Source organism: Neobacillus rhizophilus (genome assembly GCF_018343535.1).
GTDB lineage: Bacteria > Bacillota > Bacilli > Bacillales > Cytobacillaceae > Neobacillus > Neobacillus rhizophilus.
Genome location: NZ_JAGYPF010000001.1, coordinates 298,111 through 316,331, shown reverse-complemented (window position 1 = coordinate 316,331; position 18,221 = coordinate 298,111). Strand labels below are relative to the sequence as shown.

Here is an 18,221-nt window from a genome sequence, read left to right as displayed (position 1 = left end):
AAAGGAATTATTTTTGTTCGGTGTAAAGGATTGGTCTAAGTTTGAACTTTTCGTCTTGATCATCACTGAGAGCAAGGATAGTATTACATTGTGTGTATTTACACACTAGGAGGCAACACAATGGAAAAAGGTAAAGTAAAATGGTTTAATGGCGAAAAAGGCTTCGGATTCATCGAACGTGAAGGTGGAGAAGACGTATTCGTACATTTCTCAGCGATTCAAGGCGAAGGCTTCAAAACATTAGATGAAGGTCAATCAGTAACTTTTGACGTTGAGCAAGGTAACCGCGGACCACAAGCATCAAACGTTCGTAAAGCTTAACAAAACCAAAAGAGGCTGTCCCAAAAGTGTAACTTTTAGGGGCAGCCTTTTTTTATTTAATTGCTCTATTAAATTTCCAAATAACTTGATAGCTGATTCCCGTTATAATCCCTTATTAAAAGGGGAGGGTAGGCAGAGGGGGAAGCAGGAATAGACCAGAGGGAATCATCAAGAACTGTTGGAACAAGATGGTTTTTGTGCAGCATTTTTTATACTATTTAATAATTAAAACAGGGCAATGCGCTAGCTGGGAAACTTTCTGGCTGACGCTTCCGAGCATTAACCCTTTAATATTCCCCAAACCTCTGCTTCCTATGACAATCAGCTGATAGTTTAATTCATCTGCTTTTTTAGCAATTTGAATCGCTGGTTCTCCCATTACATAATGGGTTTCAATCTCAATTCCTTCTTCTTCTGCAAGAGTAATCGCTTGTTGTAATAGATCACGGCCTTTTGTCTCTTGGTCAGTATAAATATTATCAATCGTTTTAATTGGCATCCCGTCGACAATTTGTAAATTTTTCTCCACATGGATAACCCCAATTTTAGAAAATCTTTCCTTAGCAAATTTTAAAGCGGTTTGTAATGCTTTTTCACTCATTTTAGAACCGTCTATGGCTACAAGAATCCGATTGAACATAGGATCATCCCCAATAAATATATTAATTTTTTAATGTATTTAAGTATACATTATTTTATTGAAGAATTTGCTTCTACTACAGAAATACCTGCTTTTTGTGAAGCAGCTTTTTTTCCGAACAATAAATAGTGTAATGGTAAACAAATTACTGCAATTATTCCAAGTAAGAAATATAATCCGTCATACATGATAAAATTCGGCCACTTTAATTCGAACATCGGCTTTAAAGAAAAACAAAGGGGGAGGAGGGGAGGCATTTTTCAAATCGCTGATGGAAGTGATAAGCAAGATCTCAACAATTATACAATTATTGGATTTTTAGATGAAACTAGCTAGATATTTTTAGGGAAGAGGCACCAAATAAGCAAAAATATAAGTTCAAACTCAAAGTTAATTTTAATCGCAAATTTATTATTTATTAGGGAGTTAAAGTGATTTAGCTGCTAGTTATTAATTTCCGCTTCGAATCAGGAAAGAAATATGAGTATATGTAGGTGTATTCAGCGAATCTATTATAAATAAATTAATTACTGAAAAAATAATAGCTAAAAATTTTGTTTTGTCTCACTATCTTAAGTATACTCTACAATTGAGATACCACAAGTATAATTTACTATAAATATATTATGTAAACTTATAAATTGAAATAAAAAAGGGGGAGGCTGCTATTTAATACAGCCTTCGTATCATTTTAATCTATTTGTTCCTTCGGCATATCCATCTTATCAACAGCAATCTTTAAGTCATCATTCTTAATATGCGTATAAATCATCGTAGTTTGAATCGATGAATGACCTAATTGCCGGCGTAATTTTGGCACATCATTGATTTCACCATGATATCTGGTTGCAAATGAATGCCGTAATTTATGTACGGATAATGATGGTTTTCCAAATGCAGTTGCATATTTTTCAATTAATTTTTCAACTGATCGCGCTGTCAGCCTTCTTGTTTTGCCTTTTGGACCTATCGGAGCAGCCACAAATAATGCTTTCATATTTTTATCAACCTGGTATTTAGAAATCCTGTTTGCCAGGTATTCCTGTAAATCATCCATGGCCGTTTGGCTAAAATAAACAAATTGTTCTTTATTTCCTTTGCGAATCACTCGTGCACAATACTTACTGAAATCAATATCTTCAAGATCTAAACCAATTAGCTCAGAAAGACGTAATCCAGAACCTAAAATCAACGATACAATCGCGGTATCACGTTCTTTATTTAATTGATGAAAATTGAAGATTTTTTTGTTTTCTTTATTGATTTCACCGTATTCCTGGGCGACAAAGAGACGAAATCGCTCATATTCATCTCCAAGCAGAATTTTGCCTTCCATTTTATTTGCCTTCGTTTCCATACTTTCCTTAACTTCGTTAAACTCTATTTTCGCCATGACATTACGATTAATATAGGGTTCCAAATCCGGTGTTTCCGCGATGTTTTGCAGGTAATTAAAAAGGGATTTTAACGCAGATAATTTACGGTTAACGGTTAATTCTTTGTTATTTAATTCGTAATGAAGAAAATTTAAAAATCCTTCGACTTCAATGACTGTCATTTTTTCAAGACGTTCCAATGGGATCTCTTTGATGCTGCCGGACCATAATTGCTCAGTAATCATCCAGTTAAAGAAGATTTTATAGTCGTGACAATAGTTGAACAACGATGCAGTAGAAAGTTTTCGTAATTTATGATTTATGTATTCTTCAACATACCAAGGGAGTTCATTAAGCATTGCCTGGAGCTTTTTGAAATTTTCCTGTTTTGCTGGATTTACCATAATAACACCTCTACTATATTTTACCTCCTGAGGATTATTTCGTCAAATTTATATTTTACGTAATTATTTTATTTTGCGATGATTTTACTTTTTGCTAACTATCCGTCCGTATATTCACCAGCCTATGAAAATGTGAAATAAAATGCCATTCCCGTGTCATAACCCCTTCGATAGCTTTTTCAACAATCAAATTTAAAATAGATTCTCTTGAGGAAATGTCCGATGTGACGTTGGACGGATTATCATTTCATTAATCGCAACATTCTCTGGCTGTTTAATAGCAAAAGCAATGGCACGAGCTATTGATTCAGCATCAATCGCACCTTCATAAATCTTATCGATTCCTGGCTTCAAGCCCACCCTTCTGAATCATAGGCATTCTATGCAGTTTTCCTCTTTAATGCGTAGTTTCCATTTAACTGCTCATACTTATATTAAAGGGTATTTCGGTTTACTTTTTCGCAAGGATTAGTGTTCGCACAAACAACATTTATCTTTACATTAGAAGCTTTCCATTATAAGCACCAAAAATCCTTTCGTTGGTAAGAGTTAGACTGAGTTTGCACTTCATGTTTATTTCTTGTAACTAAAAAAATATAATTGGGAGTCGATTTTATGAAAAACACTGTTTTGATTACCCTGGCCATCCTAGTGATAGGAATTGGCGGATTTTTTGTACTCAGCAATGTGCAAGACCAGAGGGAAAAGGCACAAGAAACGCCTGCAAAGAATGAAGGACAAGAAGGAAAAGGAACGGTATCCAAAGTGGACGGTGAATCCATCTATAAGAACACTTGTGCCGGCTGTCACGGAGATCAATACCAAGGCGGAGTTGGGCCATCTTTAAAAGGAGTAGGTTCCCGTTTATCGGATAAGGAAATCGAGGACATCATCCAACATGGCCGAGGCGGTATGCCATCTGGCTTGGTGTCCAAAGAGGATGCGTCAGGAATGGCTGCATGGCTGAAAACATTAAAATAATTCTCCCCTGTTTTAAAAAAAAAGAGGGAACTTGAATAAAATTAAGTTCCCTTTAGTCTATAATAAGCCAATACCTTTAAAAACCCCTGCTCTCCTGCTTTATTTAGGAAATCAGGGGTTTGCTCTTAAAAAGCTACTATGAACATTAACTTAACATAAAGAAAAGAGAAAAATCTTGTTGCAGAATTGCACTATTTAATCCTCTTGAACACGTAAGTATTTAAATGTTAGGTTATATTTTGCTTTCCTTTAAACTGATCTATTTGCTTTAATAAACCAACGAACCCTCTAATTGTAAATAAAGTAAAATTAACACTTGCAAAAGTATGGAATGGTGACCATTTGTTCCATTTGAACAATCTAGTGTTCTTTTCCATAATCCATTGCCCAATACTCATAGGTACACTAAAAATTAAACTTTTAAGTAAAATCTTCGAAAATTTATCATTGTATGAAATCTTAACCCAAATAACACTCAAAATTGGGAAAAATAATATGTCATAAATAATATTTGTCTTAAAAATTTTTGGAAAAGGCCGAACTGGATACTCCACTCTTTTCGTTCCAACAACATAAGCATCAATAAGAGTTGCAAGTACCCCTTTCGAGAAAAGAATTAGGAGATTTTCTCTCATTTTTGTTCCTTTAAATATAAATGGCAAAGAAAAAACACATAAAGTTGTGAGTAAATTTAAGAGCTTTTTCCCATAAAAAACACCCTTCCAAAGTGTTAATAAATGACATTATTACAATTACCTAATTAAAGAAATATTATCCTAATTAAAAGCTCAATACATATAAAAAGCTAATCGACCGCTTCCCCCTATTCTGATAGTTGAGTATAAATTCTGGAATGGCCCCCACTTCCTCCGATATGATACAAGATCAGCATATATCAACTTGCTCCAGCAGTCATTTCATGATAGCCAACTAGTCTAAATGGTGTTAAAATAAATGAAATTCATCTAGAAGGAGCAACATGCATGCATCAAAAAATATCATTCTCAACATACGCAGTCATTGGCACAATGCTGTTTGGTATGTTCTTTGGGGCAGGAAATTTGATCTTCCCTATTCAGATGGGACAGTTAGCCGGTACTAACTTTTGGCCAGCTTTAATTGGTTTTCTTGTAACAGCAATTGGTTTGCCGTTTATGGGGATTTTAGCATTCGGGCTATCCGGAAGTAATGGACTTCGTGAATTAGCAGGACGGGTCCATCCGAAATTTGGAGTCGTCTTCTCAATGGCCCTTTACTTAACCATAGGTCCGTTTTTCGCGATTCCACGAACAGCAACAGTACCTTTCGTGGTCGGTTTCGAACCATTTATTAATCCAGAGCAGGCCAGTTTATATCTTGGGCTTTTCAGCTTCGTATTTTTTGCTATCGTATACTATTTCTCATTAAATCCAGCAAAAATTATAGACTATATTGGAAAATATTTAACACCTGCATTTTTAGTATTTTTATTCTTTTTAATTATTATCGCGATCGTCAAACCTATGGGGCACTTTGGAACACCAACAGGTGATTACAGCCAATTGGCGTTTATAACTGGTTTTAAAGAGGGTTATAACACGATGGACGCCCTTGCTTCATTAGCATTTGGTATTGTTGTCATCAATGCTATTAAAGGACAAGGGATCACCGATAGGAAGACAATTGCAAAAGCAACATGGAAATCAGGTATTTTTGCTATGGGACTAATGATGCTGATTTACGGCCTCATTACGTATATGGGGGCATCAAGCGTATCTTCTATTGGTACATTCGATAATGGTGGATTAATCTTTGCTAAGGTCGCCCAGCATTACTTTGGACAATTCGGTGCGATCCTTCTTGCGATTATTATTGTATTGGCATGTCTAAAAACGAGCATTGGACTTATTACCTCTTGTAGTGAATTTTTCAATAATATTTTCCCAAAAGTAAGTTATAAAATGTTCGTACTTATCCTATGCCTTGTGTCATTTATCATCGCCAATTTTGGCCTAAACAATATTATTCAATATGCTGTTCCAGTATTAATGCTATTATATCCTTTAGCGATTGTTCTGATTTTGTTGACGCTTAGCTCATCATTTTTTAAACATAAGCAAAGTGTATATGCAGCGTCTATGTTCCTTACCTTTTGCGTAAGTTTTTTCGATGGTTACAGCACGTTAGTTGGCAGTTTACCTGAGGCAACCATTTCTTTATTCGAAGCCATTAAAGCTTCGTATATTAATTATTTACCGCTTTACAGTATTGGTCTTGGATGGATTTTACCAGCAGTAGTTGGTGCGATTATCGGCTATTTCTGGCCAAACGGGTCCAAAAAGGTTGCTATGCAATAATAAATTAGAGCCACCTATATCTTCTAGGTGGTTCTATTGTTCTTTTTGCAAACCAGTTTGTATATAAAATCAGAAATCAAATTGATTTGATAACTAATTAAAGGAACCAAGAATCCCTGGTTCCTTGTTTAATTTCCTTATTTAAATTTAAATGAGGCTATTTTATCATCATCATTTCTTAATTTCGGTATTACATTTTCATCTCCTGGCATTAGTCTCCAGCCTTTGTTTACGACTATCCGCAGCCAAGTTCCCGGTAACCAAGATGTCACGAGCGCCAACATTACAAGGATTGCGAAAAATTCCTGATTGATAATTCCTGCTGTATACGCAACAGAAGAAAGCACAATTCCAGGTCCGCCCCGGTCGTTAATGGCCAATCCTAAATTAAAGCTAGTAAATGGATCTTGTTTGATAATCCTTGATGTGATATATACTGCTATTGTCTGAGTTAAGGTTGCAAATAATAAATAGCCAAAGAAGAATAGTGGGTTAAAATGTCTTATAAGGTCAAGTTGCAATCCGACTGTTGCAAAGTAGATGGGAATAAACCATGAAAAGGAAATATTTGAGACACCTTGTTCAAGACGTTCTGAAACAGCTTTTGGCAAGGCTAATTTTGCCACAATTCCGGCAAGGAGTGCACCGAATATCGTTTCCACGTGAAGGTTACCGGCAAGTGATGCAAGTATGAACATAATGAACAGGAAGTAGCCTAGGTTAGAAGATCTGAACAATAGATTCTGCCTAACTATGGTCAAACGTTTAAATAGAATATATCCAAAAAATAATGTTCCAAAGATAAAACCGAAGGACATACCAATGCTTTTAAAAGCTGTTCCGGCAGTATAAACACTTCCCTGGCTGGCAATAGCAGTAGCGAAGCCGAGTGCAACCCATAACAAGATATCATGTATCCCGGCACAGGCAATGACAATCTTAGCAAAACGAGTTTCCATAATGCCGAGGTCATTGAAAATCTTGGATATAACAGGAATGGATGTGATGGCGATGGATATCGCAATGACGATTTTGATTGCCAGTGGATTGTTTGCTGTTCCTAAATATGGCGATATGTTAAATAAATCAGCTGCAAACCAACCAACAATAAACGCAGGGATTGTTGACCCAATAACTAAGGCTGATGTAATTTTAGCATCTTCCCTATTAAAATGTGTCTGAAATTTTAACCCTGAACAGAACATCAACATCAGCAGACCAAATTGATAAAGAAGGCCAAACAACTTATCCTCTCCGGGAAATCCCAGGAACATCCATTCAAAGGTGTCAGGAAAAAAATGACCTAAAATGGTCGGACCAAGGACTAATCCTGCCATAACTTCGCCAATTACACGTGGAATGAAAATCCGTTCCACTAGGTATCCTAGTAAATGTGCCATGGCAAGTAAGCAGCCCATAGCAAGCAGAAAATGACTTATCTCCGTTCCTGTTAAACTAAACACTGATAAAATCCTCCTCAATTACCCATTTGCTTTAAGGTATGAGGAGATAGTACTTTAAGGGACTAGGTATCTTACTTATTATTTTAAAATAGGGCTAGTTGACGATGGATATTTGTCCAATATATATACAATTTTTAAAGGGTGTTCATCTAAATCATTTTGGGAAAGCTTCGTCTTTAGAAACTCTAATTATGGCGCTAGGAAAATACTTTTTAAAAAACTTTTCGACCCTTACATGTAAATCTTTTTGATACCAATCTGATAATCCGTGCTCTTCAAATACAGCCGGCATTCCTAACCTCGCCGAGCGCTTTCCCATCGAACCATCACCAATACTAAGCGTATCGATCCAAATATGATCCACGATGCCTTCCAATACTTTTGGAAAATCTGGGGTAAATGGCAAAACGGGAGAAATCGAGGCTTGGGTGGATATTCCGGCATCGTGAACTTCTTTAACCGCTTTTAACCGCGATTTAATTCCAGGTGCATATGGTGCAAAAATTTGCTTTACGTCTTCCCTATCTGTTTCAATCGTCATGGAAACAAGGGAATTACATTTGTCTTTTAATTTTAACAATAAATCGATATCTCTTGTGATGAGTGGGCTCCGTGTTTGGATTTGAAGAAAATCAGGCGGGTTTTCCAGCATTTCTTCCAGTATGGCCCGTGTAATGCCTGCTTTTCGTTCCATTGGCTGGTACGGATCTGTTGCAGAAGACATAAAAATATTCACCGGTTTGTTATTCTTGCGAAGTTTTATTATTTCATTACGGTAATTCTCCGCTGCATTTGTTTTAATGTCTAACCATTCTCCCCATGGAATTCCTTTAAATCTTTGGATGGGCATTTCCCTAACATAGCAATACCAGCACGAAAAGGCACAGCCACTATATGGATTCAACGAATGAGTAAATCCAACATCTAAATAACCTTTTGCTTCTGTAAGGATTTTCTTAACAAGTGTTTCATTAATGTTCATATTTATTTCCACATTTCACCTCTCTTCTACTAATTATACCTATTATCCCTTTTCAACACATTCGACACAAACCTCGTTAAACCCCTTCATTACAAATAATTAAGATTCTACAAAAGTTGATAATCTATAGCCTCATCATCGTTCCTCAAATATTATAGATATAATCCTCGGGAATGACCCGTTTTAGGAACTGTTGGGTTCTTTCTTCTTTTGGTCTTGAGAAGATTTCCTCAGGGGCATCTTCTTCTACGATGACTCCGCCGTCCATAAAGATGACTTTGTTTGCTACATCTTTTGCAAAAGACATTTCGTGGGTCACGACTAGCATAGTGGTTCCTTCTTTTGCGATGGTCTTCATGACGGTTAATACTTCGCCGACTAATTCGGGATCGAGAGCAGAAGTGGGCTCATCAAATAAAATAATATCGGGATTTAATGCAATTGCCCTTGCTATTCCTACCCTCTGCTGCTGCCCTCCGGACAGCTGGCTGGGATAGGAATTTATTTTATCTGATAAACCGACTTTCTCCAATGCCTGCTGCCCAATCTTATAGGCTTCTGCTTTCGGAACCTTTCTTCCAATAATAAGGCCTTCTGTCACATTCTCTATTGCTGTTTTATTATTAAATAGATTATAATTCTGAAAAACAAATGCAGTCTTTTGCCTTATTTGGTGAATTTGCTTTCTGGTAGCCGATTTGAGGTTCACAACCATATCCCCGAAAATGGCTTGCCCCTCATCGGCCTGTTCAAGAAAGTTGATACACCGGAGTAAGGTTGTCTTCCCAGAGCCGCTTGGGCCAAGAATGACAACCACATCCCCCTTTTCAATCTTTAAATCTACTCCTTTTAGAATCTCATTCTTACCAAAGGATTTATGGATATTCTTTATCTCTAACATGACTTTCCCTCCAATCCTGATTTCAGGCATCCACTGCTTTATATTTCCGTACCCGTTTTTCATACAGCTTAAATAAGTATTCCACTAAACTGCATAAAAGAAGATAGACGAGAAAGATATCGATGTATGCTTCAATATAATTGTAGCCGACATTAGCTGCCACTTGAGCCCTTAAGTTAATCTCCTTTAAAGACAATGCATAGCCTAATGAAGTAGCTTTGATGAGATTGACCGTTGCTGTACAAATATTGGGCAATGCAACGACCAATGTTTGTGGAATGATAATCCTCCTGAATGCCTGGACATTGTTCAACCCAACGGAATAGGCAGCCTCCAGCTGCCCCTTGCTTACTGTGCTGATAGCGGAGCGAAATACTTCTATTAATATAGCAGTCGTATTCAAGGAGAAAACAATGAATGCATACCAAATTGGATTGATATCGTAAATATTCGTTTTAACATGGTACTCTTCAAATATTGGCTTTAATAGTAATGGGACACTGGTAAAAATAATAAAAATTTGCACAATAACAGGTGTCCCTCTCACAAACGAAACATACACCCGCGCAAGCTGGCTGATGACAGGAATTCGATTGATCCGTGATAAGGCAAGCAAAAATCCCAAAGGCAGGGCAATCAGCAGCGAAACAATGGTAATGATCAATGCTGTAGGTACCCCGGATAATGCAATAAAAAAGGTTTTAACTAAAAATTGATAATCCAAGCCGACCGACACTCTGTCACCCCCTTACGTTGTTTTGATTAGCTGCTTGCCCTTGCTGAATATTTTCTCCAGCTTGGAGAAGAGTTGTTCTATTAAAATGGATAAAACCCAGTATATAAGCGACAATCCAAGATAAATTTCTAATGAATGAGAATTATAGTTATTGGATATGATGAGACTTGCTTTACCCATAATATCCACCAGCCCTATGGTATAGGCTAACGACCCCTCTTTCATTAATTCAAGAAAGCTGTTGCCGAAATTGGGCAATGCTACTACAAACGCCTGCGGCAAAACAATTCTCCTAAATGCCTGTGCCGGGCTTAGCCCGACACTAACCGCAGCCTCAAATTGGCCCCTGTCAATTGCTTCATACGCTGTTCGCATCACCTCAGACATCAAAGCACCAAATTGAATTGAAAAGGTGATGACAACAAAGACAGCAGTTTGAAGAGTATTCAAGTCTGTACCAAAATTACTAGCTATGGCCGGAAGTCCATAATAAACTAAAAATAACAGAACAATTGATGGGGTACATCTTATGATGGTGGTATAACAATTGGCGATCTTTTTCGCTATTTTACTCGTTCCCAGCTTCATCAACGCTAAGATAAATCCTAAAATCGTTCCGAACAAAACCGAAAGACCTGCAACCATAAACGTTACTTTTAAAAATGGAATAAGCTGTGGTAGTGTATCCCAAATGTAGGTAACATCAAAATACTTTTCCATGTGTTGCCTCCATTTTAGTTGTTATCTTTTTACAGTATCCAATAGTTTAAATAAATCATTATTATAGAATTTCACCATAATATCGTTTGTCTTCTTTTCTTCTTTTAATTTCTTAATGGCTTTGTCATAGGCATCGGCAAATTCTTGTTCTTTTTTGTTGAATAAAGGCCAGGTTTTGACAACCGTAAACTCATTATAGACAACCTGATCGGCTAAATTATGATAAGGACCATCTTTAGCAAGAACTTGCTTTTCGTATGTTGCTCCTAAATAAATACCGCCGTCTACACGGCCTTCATTTACCCATTGCACAACATCCACTGAGAACGCATCTCCGGCCTCCAGTTTGACCTTATTATCAGGATTGGCTTGGTTATACTCATCCACGATGGTATATTGAGCATTGCTTGCCGCTATCGGCGCTAATGAAAGTTTCTTTTTTGCAAAATCGGATAAATCTTTGACATCTTTATTTTCTTTTTTCAACAAAAGGCCGACGCCGCTAAGTCCAAGGAATTCTTTAGGAAAAATATAGCTCTTCGTTCTTTCCTCTGTAAACCAGGCATTTTTTACCCCGACTTGATATTTTCCCTGCTGCACCCCTACCAATAAGTCCTCACTAGATGTTGGCACATATTCAAATTTGTATTCTGGAAGTGCCTTATCCACCAATTTCATTACTTCAAGTTCATATCCAGTCGGATTACCCTTTTCATCTACATATCCAATAGGTTTTCCTCCTTGATCAAACGCTACTTTAACGGTTCTAACTTCTTTCTTTGCATCTCCTGAATCTGACTTTGATCCTGTTGTTGTCGTGGAACTGCATCCTGCGATTAGGGTAAATAAAGCAGCTCCTGTTGCTGCCATTTTTAATAACTTATTAATTTTCATTGGTTTTTCCTCCCTTAGATTCATATTGTTGAATAGCTGTTTGAGCTAATTTTGAAATGGTTAAATCATCCATAGGCGGATTGTGAAGCCCTGCCCGGACATCCCGGTAATAACGCTGCAGGGGATTGGCCAGTTGTAAACTTTTAGCTCCCACTAATCGCATCGCCTTGTCGACGACTGTAATGGCTGAATTGGTCACGATATGTTTGGCTACTAGCGCTTCATTCGTAATGGTTTTATTACGTACATCATCCATGTAAGCTTCTGCTGCACCATAAAGGGCAAATCGTGCTTTGTATAATTCCAAGTCCATCTCTCCTAACAAGGACTGCACATTCGGAAGTCCAGCAATCGTACCCTTTATACTATTGGGCGAGTGGGTATTGGCAAAATGGAGCGCGTAGTCCCTGGCTTCCTGCGCGATTCCTAAATAGGCTGCAGGAATGAGCAGACCCCATCCATTCAATTTGAACCCCGTATTGTAGCTTGGAATTTCCACCAAGTCTGATTCATCCACCGCTACATTTTCTAATACTAGATCGTGGCTTCCGGTACCACGCATGGCGATTACATTCCAATTTTCCTCGATGGAGAGACCTTCTGCTTCTTTTGGAATAAGGAAAAAGCCAACAGTTTCTTTTTCTTCTATCCAGGCGGAGGTTAGGAAGTAATCCAGCTCCGGTGAGCAGGTTGTATAGCTCTTGCGGCCATTAATCACCCATTTTTCCTCTATTTGCTTGGCAGTGGTTCCTGGCCTCCCGCCGCGGATCGGACTGCCTGTCGCTATTTCACTCACGGCTCGGTTAATAATCGCACCGTTGTTGACTTCTTCTGCAAAAAATGCGAGTTTTTCAGAGTTCCAATAACGATTTTCGAATAATTCTCCCACTGTCATTAAGGTCCAGCCAATCGATAAAGCTGTACTGCCGTCAAAGCTTCCCAGTTTTTCTTGTAAAAGAATGGCATCATAAAGGGAAAAGTCGGAGCCGCCTAACTCTTCTGGCAACGTTACCTTGGTATAACCGATTTTTCGCAAGGCTTGAATATTCTCATGAGGGAAACGGCCTTCCTGATCAATGACTGCTGCCCGATCTTTAAAAACCGGTTCCAATGGTGACAGACGTTCAAGCCACTCACGTTGTTTACTATTTTTAATAAAAATTTCTTGCATCCTTTCCGGTCCTCCTAAAATTTAAAAATAAAAAAACTGCTCCCGTGGTATGGAAGCAGCTTTCAGTGGACTGATCAGCTAAGCTCAGATTAAATATATTTTTAAAATATTATGAATCTATCACTTATAATAAACTTCATTAATCCAATGTGTCAACTAGGAATTTAAACTTTTTTTCATGGTGTTATAAACAAAAAAAGACCTGGACAGGTCTTTTTTACTAACAACAGGCACCCGTATTACCAATCAGAGAAATGCCTTTTCCATCTCCGCTTCGGTCAAGGGTTAGGCCTTCTATATTAGGTTCAATAATAGGGTCAATTGCGACTGTGATTTCATTTATTGTGACGATTATATCGTCTGTATCCGGCTCATCCAGAGCCAGTCCAATTCTTGGCTCCCCTCAGCCAAAGCCTTCAAAAAAGATACGAATGTTGTTGGCATTCTCTTCTTTGAACACTTGTTTTAACAGATCACGAGCTTGGTCTGTGATGTTCATGTTCAATTCCTCCTGTTTAATAATCACCTTTTATTTTAACCTATCGTGGTGTTAGAAAGTAATGAAATGCTTAAAAAGTTTGCTAAAATAGCGTTTTTTTCAAAAGTTAATTTATTTGTCAAAATTACCCCACTCCGTATTTGAAAAAACAATATAAAATTAAATTGTAGTAAGAATGCAACTATTAAGGAGGACGAAAAAATGAAGAAAATAGCAACAAGTGCGTTTACCATCATCTTATTGCTAGGGTTGGGTACTGGCGTTTTAGCGGCCAGTGACCAGATTGCTTGCAAGGTGGGAGATTTCAAAGAAATGCTGCCGATGATGCAGGATAAACACCCGCAGCTAAGTGAAAAGCAATTAAAAGAAATGCATAAAGATTGCGTAAATCAAATGAAGAAAGAATCAAGTACTAATTGTATGATTAACAATTAATATTAAAAAAGCACGTTCTAAGAGGAAGACTCCCGCTTAGAATGTGCTTTTTATTTCATTAACCCATTATTTAATTCATACTATTAATCAAATCTGTCATCATTTCTTTATCCATTGGGCCAACAATTCTTTCATGAATGATACCATTTGTATCGATGAAATAACTAGTTGGAATCGTAATGGCTTGATATACGTCACCTATTTCTCCGTTTTCATCAAGTAAGACAGGAAAGGTTAATCCGTAATCCTTCACAAACTGTTCAACGCTTTCAGGATTCTTCTCAGATGTGGTTAAGTTTACAGCAACAATTTCAACATCTTTCCCTTTTTGTTTCTGATAGAAATCTTTCATATGAGGCATTTCTGCTTTACATGGCGGACACCAAGTTGCCCATAGATTTAAAATTACCTTCTTCCCTTTAAAATCAGACAATCGAACATTTTGTCCCTCTATATTTTTCAATTGGAAATCTGGAGCTTTGTTTCCTTCTTTTATTCCAATTTCAACAGAACTTTTGAGCTTTGACTCCCCTTCTTTTACAGTTTTTTCAATAGAAGTAGCAAAATCATACATTGTCCATCCAATCAGCCCCGATAAAGCAGTTACTGCTAGGATTTTTTTGATAAGCGGATTAGGAATATTTATTTTCCGTCCTTTGAGAATGAAATAGATAATGGAACCGATCATGGCAAGAATCAGACCTTTGCTTCCTCCAGTAAAATACAACAAGGATAATGGACTATTCATCACAATAGATGGTTCGAGAACGATTAAACTTCCCTTCCAAATAAAAAACCCTAAAATTAATGTATTCACCAATAAATCAAATACTTTCTTATGTAACTCTCCTTCATATGTTTTTTTAACCCAAAATTTGATGAAAAAGAGAACAATCAGTATACCGACCCCAAGCAGCAGCCATTTTAGCGAAATAGAAAGTGAACCAATTTGTATTACGTGCATAGGCCCTCCTTTTTTAAGGCTTTTACCTATTATACTACAAGGGGTATATTAAAAGGGCCAAATTGGCCCTTTTAATCATAATATTTCCATCCAAGTCTTCACTGCAGTTGCCAGGATTAATATCCCCATGATTATCTGCAAAACCTTAGTATTCACCCTTTTTCCGGCATTTGCACCTATCGGAGAGGCAAGGAGACTGGCTACTACCATGATGATTGCAGGTACAATTGGTACTTGTCCCGTTGATATTTTTCCGGTGACTGCACCGATTGAAGAAATAAGTGTAATCGCTATAGATGAGGCAATCGTCATTCTCGTCGGTATTTTTAAGACGGTAAGCATAATCGGCACCAATAAAAATGCCCCTCCTGCACCGACAATACCTGCCCCAATTCCTACAATGAAAGCAAACATGGCAGCTAGCCATTTGTTAAATTTCACTTGATCGAGCGGAATATCATCTACGCCCTTCTTAGGTACAAACATCATAATCACGGCGATTAACGCTAAAATACCATATACGATGTTGATTCCGCTTTCCGGCATGTGAGTGGAGCTGAATCCCCCAATAAAACTTCCTAGTAAAATACTAATTCCCATATAAGCTATCAGAGTTTTATTCAAAAATCCACCCCTGCGGTAAACCATAACACCGCCTATTGTGGCAAAGAAAACCTGAATGGCTGTAATTCCGGAAACCTCGTGTGCTGAAAAATGGCCAACTCCAAGAAGTGCAGGGATATACAATAACATTGGGAAATTGATAATGGCGCCGCCTATTCCCAACATCCCTGATATAAAAGAGCCGACGAAGCCAATTAGGAAAAGCGTAATGAGTAAACTGATATCCATGATGTCCTCCTTTTTAGGAAAGTGACCTCTAATCGGAAGCCTTTATTGTTAATGCCAGGCACTCATACCGCCTCTAACATTAGTTACTTTATAGCCCAAATTTTTTAATTGGCTACTTGCTTTTTGGCTTCTCATGTCACTTTGACAGATCACAACCACTTCTTTATCTTTCGACAGTTCTTTCTCCGCTTTCTGTGCAAGTTGGTGGAGGGGAATATTTTTGAATCCTTTGATATGGTTTCCTTTAAACTCTCCTGGTGTTCGGACATCAACAAACTGTTTGTTTTTATCATTTAAGATTGAATTTAACTCCGCAGTTGAAATATTAGTAACACCTTTTATTGGCAGGAACCGTTTAATGATAAAGATTATAAATAAAGCTATGATGATGTAATTTAAATATTGCATGGAAATCTCCTAATATTTATACCTATACGGGTATTTGGATTTATAAAAAAATATGAAGATGTACTTTATCTCATTAAAACTAATTTAACAGCATTTCTCTATTGAGTTTTTCTTTAAAATAAATTTATTTGGTTTAACAATGGTATAGCTTACAACCTTAAAACCCTTTTTCCTTAAAAAACGTATCCCTATATTTTTTTAAGAAAATTGGAAGCTACTAAGTGAATCTGCCTTTTGGGAATTTCATTAAAATGTCGTTCAGCTAATTTAAATACTGTTCTTTATGCAATTTGTTAAGCGGTCTTCTATGTCACCTGCAAATTGTTTCATCTTATCATCTTGTAAAAGATTTATAAGTGCTGTTGGTTTAGGCATGCCAATTTTTGTTTTTCCTTCGCTTTTATAAACAACAATTTTACACGGCAGAAAATATCCAGCCATTTCATTTTTAGTTAACACTCTTTGCGCCTCGTGTGGGTTGCACACCTCCAGCACCTTAAATTCTTTATCGAACTCAAGCCCTTTTTCCTGAAGCTTTTCCTTGATATCAAACTTCCACAAAACACCAAATTTTTCGGCCTTTAGGTTTTCCTCCAAAGATTGAATGGCCTCTTCGATATTTTTATTTGTAACAACCGTAAAATCAAACATTCGTTTCTTCCTCCTTCTGTTTTTCTATATCCGATTTTAATCCACCACGTAGAGTATTCCATATTCTACATTTAACAATTACTAAGAATCGAAAGAAAGAGCATGACCTTAAAATGTCACACTCATTAGAAAAAGAATCACATAAACGCTTTATAAATTAGGTAAATAACTCCTGCCAGGAGCCAGACTAATGTGCCTGGTCATATTGGTATCGGTTGTTTAACCGGGTTTCCATCTCCAGAAACATTAGTTTTGCTAATTCCTCAAGATCCAGTCGTGTTGCAATCGTTTAATTGTTTTTTTTCCTCAGTCATTGTTAAGTCCCCTCATTATCGAACCGCACAACGGTTAGGACCGATTTCCATTTCCTGCTGTTGGTCGATATCCGGATTGATTTTTCCCATATTGGTTTCACGGATTTCCTGATACGCATTTGGCTGCGGCGGCAGGTTTTCCGTTACGATTTTTCTGAATACATTTTCGTCCTCAATATTAAGACCATGGTTTTTGGCGAACAATTCCCCTAATTTCTCTGATACACTGCCATCTTCGTTTAGCTCTTCAATAATCATAAAATGGGCTGGAAGAACAACCAAATCTTCTGATAGCTCTTTATATCGTTTATACAGAGTTTCTCTTAAATCGCCAACCCAATCTTCTGCCTTTCCGGCAAGGTCCGGTCTGCCGATTGAATCTATGAATAAGATGTCACCCGAGAGTAGGAATTTGCCATCCACAACAAAGGAAGTGGAACCGATTGTATGCCCTGGAGAATATAGGGCGTTAATATCAATCGTAGTATTTCCAATTGTCACATGATTACCATCTTCAAGTGCCTGATATTCGAACGTAACTTCAGTTGCATCCCTTGGGGGCAGCCAGTACGTAGCACCTGTTTTTTCGGCAATTTTGCGGCCGCCGGAAATATGGTCAGCATGAAGGTGTGTATCAAATACATGAGTAATTTTTGCCCCAATTTCTTTGGAGAAATCAAGATAAATATCCGTCATCCTTGTTGCATCAATCAGCGCTGCCTCGCCGCCTGAAACTACCATGTAAGACAAACAGCCTTTACCGATTCGAACAAATTGATATAGTTCCCCTCCATCAGTTAAGTCTCCAACTTTAACAGGCTCTAGATGTTCACTCCAAGTTTTCATGCCACCTTGTAGGTAAGAAACATCGTGGCCAGCATCAGATAGCATTTCCGCTACCATAACGGAAGACCCTTCTTTCGCACAAACGACTAATACTTCTTGATCAGTCGGGATACTGTCTAGAATTTCTTCTACACCATCAAGTAGTTCGAAATATGGAATATTTAAGTACTGGAAGTTGTCACCTTCAATTTTCCAATCTTGAAAGTCAGACTCATTACGGACATCGAAAATAAACAGTTTTTCTTTGTTAAAAACCTTTTTCGTTACTTCCTTTGCTGTCATCAAAGTTACTGTCATCCTCTGTTACCCCCTAAGGTATATTTTTAC

General features: G+C 37.4%; 20 protein-coding genes. 4 read left to right on the top strand and 16 right to left on the bottom strand.

Features of this window, described 5'->3' with window-relative positions; all coding sequences use genetic code 11:
- Positions 1-120: 120 nt before the first annotated feature.
- The gene (locus tag KHA99_RS01500; protein ID WP_213115665.1) at positions 121-321 is read left to right on the top strand and encodes a cold-shock protein; all 201 of its coding nucleotides are present in this window, start codon (positions 121-123) and stop codon (positions 319-321) included.
- A gap of 214 nt (positions 322-535) precedes the next feature.
- Here KHA99_RS01500 and KHA99_RS01495 read toward each other — a convergent pair whose 3' ends face one another.
- From KHA99_RS01495 to KHA99_RS01485, 3 genes are all read right to left on the bottom strand, one after another.
- Positions 536-961: a universal stress protein gene (locus tag KHA99_RS01495; RefSeq protein WP_213115664.1), complete on the bottom strand. Its 426-nt coding sequence runs from the start codon at positions 959-961 to the stop codon at positions 536-538.
- Positions 962-1,652: 691 nt separating this feature from the next.
- Positions 1,653-2,741 carry a tyrosine recombinase XerS gene (gene xerS / locus KHA99_RS01490; protein WP_213115663.1) on the bottom strand — a complete coding sequence of 363 codons (1,089 nt, stop codon included), beginning with the start codon at positions 2,739-2,741 and terminating at the stop codon, positions 1,653-1,655.
- A 192-nt stretch (positions 2,742-2,933) separates the two neighbouring features.
- The gene (locus KHA99_RS01485; protein WP_213116938.1) at positions 2,934-3,095 is read right to left on the bottom strand and encodes a hypothetical protein; all 162 of its coding nucleotides are present in this window, start codon (positions 3,093-3,095) and stop codon (positions 2,934-2,936) included.
- Between the two features lie 261 nt (positions 3,096-3,356).
- On the opposite strand from KHA99_RS01485, the gene KHA99_RS01480 reads away from it, so the two are divergent.
- A complete protein-coding gene (locus KHA99_RS01480) occupies positions 3,357-3,722 on the top strand; it encodes a c-type cytochrome (RefSeq protein WP_213115662.1) in 366 nt (121 codons plus the stop codon).
- 227 nt (positions 3,723-3,949) lie between these two features.
- Here KHA99_RS01480 and KHA99_RS31305 read toward each other — a convergent pair whose 3' ends face one another.
- A complete protein-coding gene (locus tag KHA99_RS31305) occupies positions 3,950-4,357 on the bottom strand; it encodes a CBO0543 family protein (RefSeq protein WP_254124615.1) in 408 nt (135 codons plus the stop codon).
- A 348-nt stretch (positions 4,358-4,705) separates the two neighbouring features.
- Here KHA99_RS31305 and brnQ point away from each other — a divergent pair, with 348 nt between their 5' ends.
- Entirely contained in the window at positions 4,706-6,058 is a 1,353-nt protein-coding gene (gene brnQ / locus KHA99_RS01475; RefSeq protein ID WP_213115661.1) for a branched-chain amino acid transport system II carrier protein, read from the top strand.
- 137 nt (positions 6,059-6,195) lie between these two features.
- Here brnQ and KHA99_RS01470 read toward each other — a convergent pair whose 3' ends face one another.
- From KHA99_RS01470 to KHA99_RS01440, 7 genes are all read right to left on the bottom strand, one after another.
- Positions 6,196-7,521 (bottom strand): cation:proton antiporter, encoded by a 1,326-nt coding sequence (locus tag KHA99_RS01470; RefSeq protein WP_213115660.1) that lies wholly within the window; start codon positions 7,519-7,521, stop codon positions 6,196-6,198.
- Positions 7,522-7,675: 154 nt separating this feature from the next.
- On the bottom strand, positions 7,676-8,503 hold the full coding sequence (locus tag KHA99_RS01465) for an SPL family radical SAM protein (RefSeq protein WP_213115659.1): 828 nt from the start codon (positions 8,501-8,503) through the stop codon (positions 7,676-7,678).
- A 145-nt stretch (positions 8,504-8,648) separates the two neighbouring features.
- Positions 8,649-9,404: an amino acid ABC transporter ATP-binding protein gene (locus tag KHA99_RS01460; RefSeq protein ID WP_213115658.1), complete on the bottom strand. Its 756-nt coding sequence runs from the start codon at positions 9,402-9,404 to the stop codon at positions 8,649-8,651.
- Positions 9,405-9,426: 22 nt separating this feature from the next.
- A complete protein-coding gene (locus tag KHA99_RS01455) occupies positions 9,427-10,140 on the bottom strand; it encodes an amino acid ABC transporter permease (RefSeq protein ID WP_307851964.1) in 714 nt (237 codons plus the stop codon).
- A gap of 12 nt (positions 10,141-10,152) precedes the next feature.
- On the bottom strand, positions 10,153-10,860 hold the full coding sequence (locus tag KHA99_RS01450) for an amino acid ABC transporter permease (protein ID WP_213115657.1): 708 nt from the start codon (positions 10,858-10,860) through the stop codon (positions 10,153-10,155).
- Between the two features lie 21 nt (positions 10,861-10,881).
- Positions 10,882-11,754: a transporter substrate-binding domain-containing protein gene (locus KHA99_RS01445; RefSeq protein ID WP_213115656.1), complete on the bottom strand. Its 873-nt coding sequence runs from the start codon at positions 11,752-11,754 to the stop codon at positions 10,882-10,884.
- On the bottom strand, positions 11,744-12,925 hold the full coding sequence (locus KHA99_RS01440) for an acyl-CoA dehydrogenase family protein (RefSeq protein ID WP_213115655.1): 1,182 nt from the start codon (positions 12,923-12,925) through the stop codon (positions 11,744-11,746). The genes KHA99_RS01445 and KHA99_RS01440 overlap by 11 nt, the downstream gene beginning before the upstream one ends.
- Positions 12,926-13,625: 700 nt before the next feature.
- Here KHA99_RS01440 and KHA99_RS01435 point away from each other — a divergent pair.
- Positions 13,626-13,859: a hypothetical protein gene (locus KHA99_RS01435; protein WP_213115654.1), complete on the top strand. Its 234-nt coding sequence runs from the start codon at positions 13,626-13,628 to the stop codon at positions 13,857-13,859.
- Positions 13,860-13,929: 70 nt separating this feature from the next.
- On the opposite strand, the gene KHA99_RS31125 is transcribed toward KHA99_RS01435, so the two are convergent.
- From KHA99_RS31125 to KHA99_RS01410, 5 genes are all read right to left on the bottom strand, one after another.
- Complete coding sequence (locus KHA99_RS31125; RefSeq protein ID WP_213115653.1) at positions 13,930-14,823, bottom strand: redoxin domain-containing protein; 894 nt, start codon at positions 14,821-14,823, stop codon at positions 13,930-13,932.
- A 75-nt stretch (positions 14,824-14,898) separates the two neighbouring features.
- On the bottom strand, positions 14,899-15,675 hold the full coding sequence (locus KHA99_RS01425) for a sulfite exporter TauE/SafE family protein (protein ID WP_213115652.1): 777 nt from the start codon (positions 15,673-15,675) through the stop codon (positions 14,899-14,901).
- A gap of 48 nt (positions 15,676-15,723) precedes the next feature.
- Positions 15,724-16,083 (bottom strand): rhodanese-like domain-containing protein, encoded by a 360-nt coding sequence (locus tag KHA99_RS01420; protein ID WP_213115651.1) that lies wholly within the window; start codon positions 16,081-16,083, stop codon positions 15,724-15,726.
- A gap of 267 nt (positions 16,084-16,350) precedes the next feature.
- Positions 16,351-16,734 (bottom strand): DUF302 domain-containing protein, encoded by a 384-nt coding sequence (locus KHA99_RS01415; RefSeq protein ID WP_213115650.1) that lies wholly within the window; start codon positions 16,732-16,734, stop codon positions 16,351-16,353.
- Positions 16,735-17,063: 329 nt separating this feature from the next.
- On the bottom strand, positions 17,064-18,191 hold the full coding sequence (locus KHA99_RS01410) for an MBL fold metallo-hydrolase (protein ID WP_213115649.1): 1,128 nt from the start codon (positions 18,189-18,191) through the stop codon (positions 17,064-17,066).
- Positions 18,192-18,221 lie beyond the last annotated feature (30 nt).

Excerpts from the sequence above, each read along its gene's own strand:
- KHA99_RS01410 (WP_213115649.1), bottom strand. The coding sequence starts at position 18,191 with ATGACAGTAACTTTGATGACAGCAAAGGAAGTAACGAAAAAGGTTTTT.
- KHA99_RS01480 (WP_213115662.1), top strand. The coding sequence starts at position 3,357 with ATGAAAAACACTGTTTTGATTACCCTGGCCATCCTAGTGATAGGAATT.
- KHA99_RS01420 (WP_213115651.1), bottom strand. The coding sequence starts at position 16,083 with ATGCAATATTTAAATTACATCATCATAGCTTTATTTATAATCTTTATC.
- KHA99_RS31125 (WP_213115653.1), bottom strand. The coding sequence starts at position 14,823 with ATGCACGTAATACAAATTGGTTCACTTTCTATTTCGCTAAAATGGCTG.
- KHA99_RS01445 (WP_213115656.1), bottom strand. The coding sequence starts at position 11,754 with ATGAAAATTAATAAGTTATTAAAAATGGCAGCAACAGGAGCTGCTTTA.
- KHA99_RS01460 (WP_213115658.1), bottom strand. The coding sequence starts at position 9,404 with ATGTTAGAGATAAAGAATATCCATAAATCCTTTGGTAAGAATGAGATT.
- KHA99_RS01465 (WP_213115659.1), bottom strand. The coding sequence starts at position 8,503 with ATGAACATTAATGAAACACTTGTTAAGAAAATCCTTACAGAAGCAAAA.
- KHA99_RS01415 (WP_213115650.1), bottom strand. The coding sequence starts at position 16,734 with ATGTTTGATTTTACGGTTGTTACAAATAAAAATATCGAAGAGGCCATT.
- KHA99_RS01435 (WP_213115654.1), top strand. The coding sequence starts at position 13,626 with ATGAAGAAAATAGCAACAAGTGCGTTTACCATCATCTTATTGCTAGGG.
- KHA99_RS31305 (WP_254124615.1), bottom strand. The coding sequence starts at position 4,357 with ATGAGAGAAAATCTCCTAATTCTTTTCTCGAAAGGGGTACTTGCAACT.
- brnQ (WP_213115661.1), top strand. The coding sequence starts at position 4,706 with ATGCATCAAAAAATATCATTCTCAACATACGCAGTCATTGGCACAATG.
- KHA99_RS01500 (WP_213115665.1), top strand. The coding sequence starts at position 121 with ATGGAAAAAGGTAAAGTAAAATGGTTTAATGGCGAAAAAGGCTTCGGA.
- KHA99_RS01440 (WP_213115655.1), bottom strand. The coding sequence starts at position 12,925 with ATGCAAGAAATTTTTATTAAAAATAGTAAACAACGTGAGTGGCTTGAA.
- xerS (WP_213115663.1), bottom strand. The coding sequence starts at position 2,741 with ATGGTAAATCCAGCAAAACAGGAAAATTTCAAAAAGCTCCAGGCAATG.
- KHA99_RS01495 (WP_213115664.1), bottom strand. The coding sequence starts at position 961 with ATGTTCAATCGGATTCTTGTAGCCATAGACGGTTCTAAAATGAGTGAA.
- KHA99_RS01450 (WP_213115657.1), bottom strand. The coding sequence starts at position 10,860 with ATGGAAAAGTATTTTGATGTTACCTACATTTGGGATACACTACCACAG.
- KHA99_RS01425 (WP_213115652.1), bottom strand. The coding sequence starts at position 15,675 with ATGGATATCAGTTTACTCATTACGCTTTTCCTAATTGGCTTCGTCGGC.